Source organism: Limosilactobacillus antri DSM 16041 (assembly GCF_000160835.1).
GTDB classification, from domain to species: Bacteria; Bacillota; Bacilli; order Lactobacillales; family Lactobacillaceae; genus Limosilactobacillus; species Limosilactobacillus antri.
In genome coordinates this window covers 814,326-820,332 of record NZ_GG700733.1, presented here as the reverse complement: position 1 = coordinate 820,332, position 6,007 = coordinate 814,326, and the positions used below count along the sequence as shown (strand labels likewise).

The window sequence follows — 6,007 nt, the reverse complement described above, 5'->3', positions numbered from 1 at the left end:
CTGACGTTTGGTGTTTGCCTTCCGCTATATAGTGAGCCGGTAGACCAGCCAGCCGCGGAATTACTTTTAAAGTAATAAAGAGGCTGGAACTCCTGTCCAACCTCTTTTTAACAATTGAATTACTTTTCGTCAGCTGGCTTTTCCTTAGCCCACTTGCGAATCGCTTCAATCTTCTTTTCTTTTAATGCTCGCTTGTACTTAGGAGCAATTGGGCGACGGCCTTGAACGCCGTATGGGTGTGCTTTACGCATAGCTAATATGCCTCCTTATTGTGTACGTAAATTAATTAACGTTCCAATTATACCGGGCTGGCAAATAAAAAGCAAGCCCTGGTCAAAAAGCATTCACAAGCGGGCCCGTTTCAACTTTTTCCGCCCAAAAAATTTACTAAATTTTCCCTTTTACTAAGGCATTTTACTAGCAACCAGAAGTCTACTCCACCAACGCATCCGCAAAGATGGTTAGACCAATTTGATATTATTAGCTTTTAAATACTGATATATTAGGACTTGCATTGTAGACCAATCAAGTGTAGTATACAAAATGTAAATAAGAGCGACGGATAAAAAACATTACTCAGCTCCGGGAGGAATTTATTATGACTAACACTAAATCACTGAACGTTTTCATTACCACTGCTGACTGGCGGGCCCTGGACCGGCAAAGTGCAGCAACCGAATTGGACCTGCTTTGTGCAGACATCAACCACTAATTTAAGCTTAGGAGAGGCTGGGAATTAACTCAGTCTCTTTGCTATTTTAAAGGTAATAATGCAACAGTGCAGTAGCTGGCTGGCAGTTCAAGCACTGATAAATCAGCATTTGACCAACCCCATACGCCTTGTCGAGGAGGTTGTTTCCCACTCCCTTCTATATTTTAAACGGCTGCTCGCGCGTTGAAACAGCACGCCATGTTCTTCACGGCTTTTTCCTTGCCAAATCAGTTGCAGATGACATAATGTTCTTAGTCGGAAAGCAACAAATCATTTGACCTTTTTTGACCAATCGAGTATAGTATTAATATCGGTTAGCAATACTTGCTAACAAGTGCTAATTTACAAGGAGGCCACATAATGAACTTAGTTCCTACCGTCATTGAGCAGTCATCACGCGGTGAACGTGCTTATGATATTTACTCACGGCTTCTGAAGGACCGGATCATCATGCTATCTGGTCCAATTGAAGACGAAATGGCAAACTCAATTGTTGCGCAGCTCCTCTTCTTGGACGCGCAAGACTCAACTAAAGATATCTACCTTTATATCAACTCTCCTGGTGGTGTCGTTACCTCAGGGATGGCGATTTACGACACGATGAACTTTATCAAGTCAGACGTGCAAACGATCGTGATCGGGATGGCCGCTTCCATGGCGAGTGTCCTAGTTTCCTCCGGGACCAAGGGCAAGCGCTTCGGTCTGCCACACTCCCAAGTACTGATTCACCAGCCATCTGGTGGCGCACAGGGTCAGCAAACCGAGATTGAAATTGCGGCAACGGAAATTTTGAAGACCCGGAAGATGATTAATGAAATCCTGGCCAAGAATTCCGGTCAGCCAATCGAAAAGATTAACCGGGATACTGAACGGGACCACTACTTAACCGCCCAAGAGGCCGTTGATTACGGCCTGCTAGACGGGATCATGGAAAATAATTCCAGCTTAAAGTAGTGTTCTAGTGACCAACCGTGATGGTTAAAAAAGCTCCAGAAATCGATGAACCGATTTCTGGAGCTTTTTTCGTTACCGCTAGCTATTCGAGAGCTGGGCTATTTAGGCACGCAAACGCGGCCGGGAAGAAAAGCTATTTTCCTCCCGACCTCGTGTGCAATTTAGTACCAGTACACAAGTGCCACGAGCTTTAAACTAACCCCGGTCACAGGGCAAACTGATTATAACCATCAACAAATGCCCGCTGACCATCAAGCACCAGCTTCATTAGTGCCCCGTTAGCCGGGTTTGCGTACTGCTGCCCCGGGTCCAGTGTTCCCGCCAGGTACTGAATAATCGATCCATGGCTCGCCACAACGACGTTGCTACCGTCGGGGAGCGCCTCCAAGAGCTTCAGCGCCTGGTTGAGCCGGTGGTCAAGCTGCTGGCTATCCTCGGCCAGGTGGGCCGGGTCGGCCTCCTTTAACAGGTCGTGCGCCCGCCGAATTCCAAACTCGTCAACTAGTTCGCCGATCCGCCGCAACCGCTGACCCCCAAGCTGGCTCGCCCAAATGGCCCCCTCTTCGTTGCTGTGCCCTTCAAAGGAACCGTAAAAGACCTCGCGAAAACATTCCTTGGTTGTCGGCCGGCTAATATTCGCCGGGTGCAGCTCATCAATAATCAGCTGCGCCGTATCAACCGCCCGTTTCAAGTCGCTGGAAAAGAAGTAGTCAATTCGCAAGGGTGCAAGAACCTTGGCAACGCGCAGCGCGTCCTGCTGTCCCTGCGCGGTTAGGGGCGTATCCGACCAGCCTTGCAGACGAGCAAAGCAGTTGAAATAGGTCTGACCGTGACGGAGAAAGTACACCGTAATTGCCATTGTCTAGTCACTCTTCCTTACGCTACCGCTGGCGTGCCCAGCCAATCAATAATTTCTTTCATCTTGGCGGTAATCGCCTCGGTTCCCGGCAAGAGGAGCTTGCGAGGATCATAGCCCTTTTGCGCTTGGTCGAGGTCACGCGCTTGTTCGATGTAGTCCCGGGTTGCTGCCTGGAAGGCCAGCTGGAATTCAGTGTTAATATTCACCTTCGCAATCCCTAGGGCAATCGCACGTTGGACCTGGTCCTTAGGGATTCCGGACCCACCGTGCAGGACCAGCGGAATGTCCACGGCATCCGCAATTGCCGCCAGGCGGTCGAAGTCCAGTCCCCGCCAGTCTGCCGGGTAAATTCCGTGAATATTCCCAATTCCGCACGCCAGCTTATCAACTCCCAGTTCAGCAAACTTTTTGGCGTCAGCAACCGAAGCCAGTTCGCCGCTATTGGTGTCCTGGTTTTCACCGACTTTGCCAATCTCCGCTTCCACCGAAATTCCCCGCTGGTGGGCCGCCTGGACAATTTGGGCAGTCTGGTCATAGTTGGTGGCCAGCGGCAGCTTATGACCGTCGTACATCACGGAAGAATAGCCCAGGTCAATGCACTCCATTGCGGCCGCAAAGTCGCCGTGGTCCAGGTTGAGCACGACCGGCACCGTAATCCCCATCGCGTCAATCTGGTCGGCAACCATATCACGGACAAACTTAAAGCCGCCCATGTACTTGGCCGCCCCCATCGATACCTGGACCAGGACCGGGGTTCTGGTTTCGTTGGCCGCTTGCAAAATTGCCCGGGTCCATTCAAGGTTGTTAATATTGTAGGCACCCACTGCGTAGTGGTTTGCCCGGGCATCGGCAAAGATCTGGTTACCATTATCAAAATAAGCCATTGTGTTAACTTCCTTCCTCATTAATTAAAGCGCATTAGAGACGGGAGCCTGCTGCCAGTTCACCATTTCCAGGAAATGGTCTGCTTGTAAGCTGGCACGACCGATCAACACCCCGTCAACATCAGGATTGGCCATAATCGCGGCGATATTTTGGGGGTTAACGCTCCCGCCGTATAGGATCCGGACCTGGTCCGCTAAGCGCTGGCCATAAACCGCCGCAATCATTTCCCGAATGCGGCTGCACCCCTTTTGGGCGACCAGCGGGTTAGCAGTTTGACTGCTCCCCACCGCCCAGCTCGGTTCGTAGGAAAGGACGATTTTCTTGAGCTGGTCCGGCGCGACCCCATCGAAAACGCCCTTGAGCTGGTCAAAAATGTAGTGGATCTCGCCATTAATTTCCGCCTGGACCATCTTATCATCGGTACAGATAATCGGCGTCAGCCCCGTAGCCAGGGCCGTCAAGACCTTTTGGTTAATCGTTTCGTTATCTTCATGGAATAAGCGCCGGCGTTCGAGGTGGCCCAGCATCACGTACGAGGCGCCAGCGTCCGCCAGACAGCGGACACTAATCTCGCCAGTGTACGGCCCCACCAGCTCACTGGCCGCATTCTGGGCAATGATCTGCAGGTTGGCCCCCTGGACCATCTGTTTCATGTTCGCTAGGGCAACCGCCTGGGCGGCAATGCCGACTTCTTCAACCCCAGCCTGGGGCAAGCATTCTCGGATCTGCTTAATAAATTCTACTGATTCCTGAATATTCTTGTGCATTTTCCAGTTTGCAATAATAAATGGTTTGCGCATACTATCCCTCCTGTGCCTAGGCCAGCGCCCGAAATAGGCAGGCGGAATAATCGGCTTTATGATCCAGCGGTCCTGGAGTCACGCGATTTCCTTCCCGGTGCTGACCACTAAAGTCAGTGTCAAGTTTTAAGACCGTCCCGGAGCCCGCGTCATTAGCAAAGGTTAACAGGCGGCAGCTGTCTTCATCGACCACCTCGTCCAGGTTGTGCTTCAGGTAAAAGCCGGTTGGTCGATCTTCTACTTTTAGCTGGACCGCTGACTCGTTGTCGTCAATCACGAGGTTGCCCGCCTTATTCGCGGCCAGTTGAACCAAACGGTTATCCTTAGTCGCAAAGAAGCTGTTGTTGCCCCGCTTTTGGCCACTATTGCGACAGTCGTCAGCTACCTGCCGTTGGGCAAGTGCCAAGGCGGTCGTCAGTTCTGGCCGTAAGGACTTGTTAATAAATAAGTTGTTGTAAAAGTACGAGCTTTGCTGCTGACCGTACTGCTGGCCCCGGCTAATCCGGTGAAAGAGCGGGCTATTTTCTGCCTGTCCCGCCTTGGCCGACAGCCAGGCGGTCCGCCCGTAAATCAGGTTATGGGTCAGGAGGATCTGATAACTTTCCAGCCGGAGTGCGTAGTCAGACAGCAGGAAGTTGTTATCAATCGTGGTCACCCCGACGGAATTTTCAATTCGGATGTCTTCACCCAACCCAGCGAGCAGGTCCTGGTGGTGCTCAGCGGCTGATTGCTTTGCCGAGAGGCCGTTAGCATACATGAGGTTCCGGCTGATCTGCGCACGTTCAACCCGGCCGCCTAGCCGGACGCCCCGCCGGCAGTCATGAATGCAGTTCCGGCTAATCTTTGCACCGACCACCGGTGAGAGGTCAATCGCCCCCGCACTTTTACCACGGAGGTTCAGCCGGGTGTTGATCCTAAACAGGTGGTTATGTTCAATTACGGGTGCTGGGTTACCGTCCACCCCGATAATACCGACCTGGCCGCAGTCAAAAATCCGGCTGTTCTTAATCAGGTGCCGGCTCGGGTACTGAGCAAAGTCCGTGCTGGCTGGCGTGGTCGGGTAGCGCCCCAGAGAAATCCCCGCGCACTTGCCGTGGGTGATGTTGCAGTTGAGGATCTTCCAGCCCTGCGCCTGGTTCGTACCCACGACCGCCTTATTGTAGTCTGGTCCGACCCAGCGGCTCGCCGCCTTGGTCAGTACAAACCCGGAGAGCACTAAGAAGTCGACTTGCCGGCGCTGGGGATAGAAGCAGGTTTCACGGAAGGTCAGTTCCACGTTGGCGTGGTTCGGGTCCACGCCCAAAAAGTTTGCATAGATGACGGTCGTATCGGCGGCCTGGTCCTGTTCGGTGTACCAGTGGGCCGCCCCGGTTGCTGGCGACTGCTTGACCGCCGCAAACCGGTCAGCTTCCGCCAGCGCCCGGTTGTTTAAGAAGACCTCGCCCGCGTGCTGGCGGCCAGTTCCCTGTTTAATCAGCGTCGTGTACGGGTTATAGTCACCAAAGCGGCGGTTGGCAATCACGATTCGCCAAACATCTCCGGCTACCTGCTCCCATTCGTCCAGGCGTTCCGCCCCGCTAATAACGGTCGAATTCTGCTTTACTGCCCGGTATAGGATTGGCTTATCCTTGCTTCCAGAATAACGGGGGTTCACGCTCTCGCGGTACACTCCCGGCATTACCCAGACAACGTCACCCGGCTTGGCAACGTCCGCGGCCGCTTGGATTGTGGCAAACGGTGCCTGACTAGTTCCATCACCATGCTGCTTGGCACAAGCATCAACGTATAACTGCATCT

The 6,007-nt window shown here is 52.7% G+C and carries 6 protein-coding genes; 1 reads left to right on the top strand and 5 read right to left on the bottom strand.

The window, feature by feature from the left end:
* Positions 1–119 precede the first annotated feature (119 nt).
* Positions 120–251 carry a hypothetical protein gene (locus HMPREF0494_RS11725; RefSeq protein ID WP_003714049.1) on the bottom strand — a complete coding sequence of 44 codons (132 nt, stop codon included), beginning with the start codon at positions 249–251 and terminating at the stop codon, positions 120–122.
* 821 nt (positions 252–1,072) lie between these two features.
* On the opposite strand from HMPREF0494_RS11725, the gene clpP reads away from it, so the two are divergent.
* Positions 1,073–1,666 carry an ATP-dependent Clp endopeptidase proteolytic subunit ClpP gene (clpP, locus tag HMPREF0494_RS07350; protein ID WP_003714133.1) on the top strand — a complete coding sequence of 198 codons (594 nt, stop codon included), beginning with the start codon at positions 1,073–1,075 and terminating at the stop codon, positions 1,664–1,666.
* Between the two features lie 205 nt (positions 1,667–1,871).
* On the opposite strand, the gene HMPREF0494_RS07345 is transcribed toward clpP, so the two are convergent.
* From HMPREF0494_RS07345 to HMPREF0494_RS07330, 4 genes are read right to left on the bottom strand one after another with little or no spacing between them, the layout of a single operon-like run.
* Positions 1,872–2,525 (bottom strand): histidine phosphatase family protein, encoded by a 654-nt coding sequence (locus HMPREF0494_RS07345; RefSeq protein ID WP_007124326.1) that lies wholly within the window; start codon positions 2,523–2,525, stop codon positions 1,872–1,874.
* Between the two features lie 17 nt (positions 2,526–2,542).
* Positions 2,543–3,409, bottom strand: coding sequence for a class II fructose-bisphosphate aldolase (locus tag HMPREF0494_RS07340; protein WP_040458904.1), 867 nt, complete (start codon positions 3,407–3,409; stop codon positions 2,543–2,545).
* Between the two features lie 24 nt (positions 3,410–3,433).
* Positions 3,434–4,210: a triose-phosphate isomerase gene (gene tpiA, locus HMPREF0494_RS07335; protein WP_007124324.1), complete on the bottom strand. Its 777-nt coding sequence runs from the start codon at positions 4,208–4,210 to the stop codon at positions 3,434–3,436.
* Between the two features lie 16 nt (positions 4,211–4,226).
* Positions 4,227–6,005: a right-handed parallel beta-helix repeat-containing protein gene (locus HMPREF0494_RS07330; protein ID WP_040458903.1), complete on the bottom strand. Its 1,779-nt coding sequence runs from the start codon at positions 6,003–6,005 to the stop codon at positions 4,227–4,229.
* Between the last annotated feature and the right edge of the window lie 2 nt (positions 6,006–6,007).

What these genes read in the sequence shown, in the direction of transcription:
- HMPREF0494_RS07330 (WP_040458903.1), bottom strand. Translation starts at nt 6,005, where the DNA reads ATGCAGTTATACGTTGATGCTTGTGCCAAGCAGCATGGTGATGGAACT.
- HMPREF0494_RS07340 (WP_040458904.1), bottom strand. Translation starts at nt 3,409, where the DNA reads ATGGCTTATTTTGATAATGGTAACCAGATCTTTGCCGATGCCCGGGCA.
- HMPREF0494_RS07345 (WP_007124326.1), bottom strand. Translation starts at nt 2,525, where the DNA reads ATGGCAATTACGGTGTACTTTCTCCGTCACGGTCAGACCTATTTCAAC.
- clpP (WP_003714133.1), top strand. Translation starts at nt 1,073, where the DNA reads ATGAACTTAGTTCCTACCGTCATTGAGCAGTCATCACGCGGTGAACGT.
- tpiA (WP_007124324.1), bottom strand. Translation starts at nt 4,210, where the DNA reads ATGCGCAAACCATTTATTATTGCAAACTGGAAAATGCACAAGAATATT.
- HMPREF0494_RS11725 (WP_003714049.1), bottom strand. Translation starts at nt 251, where the DNA reads ATGCGTAAAGCACACCCATACGGCGTTCAAGGCCGTCGCCCAATTGCT.